Origin of the sequence: Mesorhizobium sp. M4B.F.Ca.ET.203.01.1.1 (genome assembly GCF_004791025.1) — a bacterium.
GTDB classification, from domain to species: Bacteria; Pseudomonadota; Alphaproteobacteria; order Rhizobiales; family Rhizobiaceae; genus Mesorhizobium; species Mesorhizobium abyssinicae.
The window spans coordinates 1-288 of record NZ_SRUO01000270.1 but is presented as its reverse complement, the minus strand read 5'-3'; the positions used below and the strand labels follow the sequence as shown (position 1 = coordinate 288).

The following is a 288-nucleotide window of genomic DNA, read 5'->3' as shown; positions in this document are numbered from 1 at the left end:
AACGCGGCCTCCGAATCGGTGCGTGGCCTGGACCTGAAGGGCAACTGGCGCTTCGACGCCGGCCGCTATGGCCGCTTCACCACGCGCCTGGCCTATACCGTGGTGCTGGAACACACGTACCGGCAGTTCGCCGATGATCCGGAGCGCGACATGCGCAATTCGCTGGATGACTACCAGTGGCGCAGCAAGGCCAATGGCAGCATCACCTGGAACCAGGGAGACTGGACCACCACCCTGTATGGCAACCGCTTCGGCTCGCTGCCGAAGACCGATGGCAGTGGCCGCATC

Annotated in this window: 1 protein-coding gene; it reads left to right on the top strand. The window is 64.6% G+C overall.

From position 1 onward, the window contains the following. Positions 1-288 (top strand): hypothetical protein (locus EN846_RS34640; protein ID WP_210236169.1); only part of this gene is annotated, 288 nt, incomplete at both ends.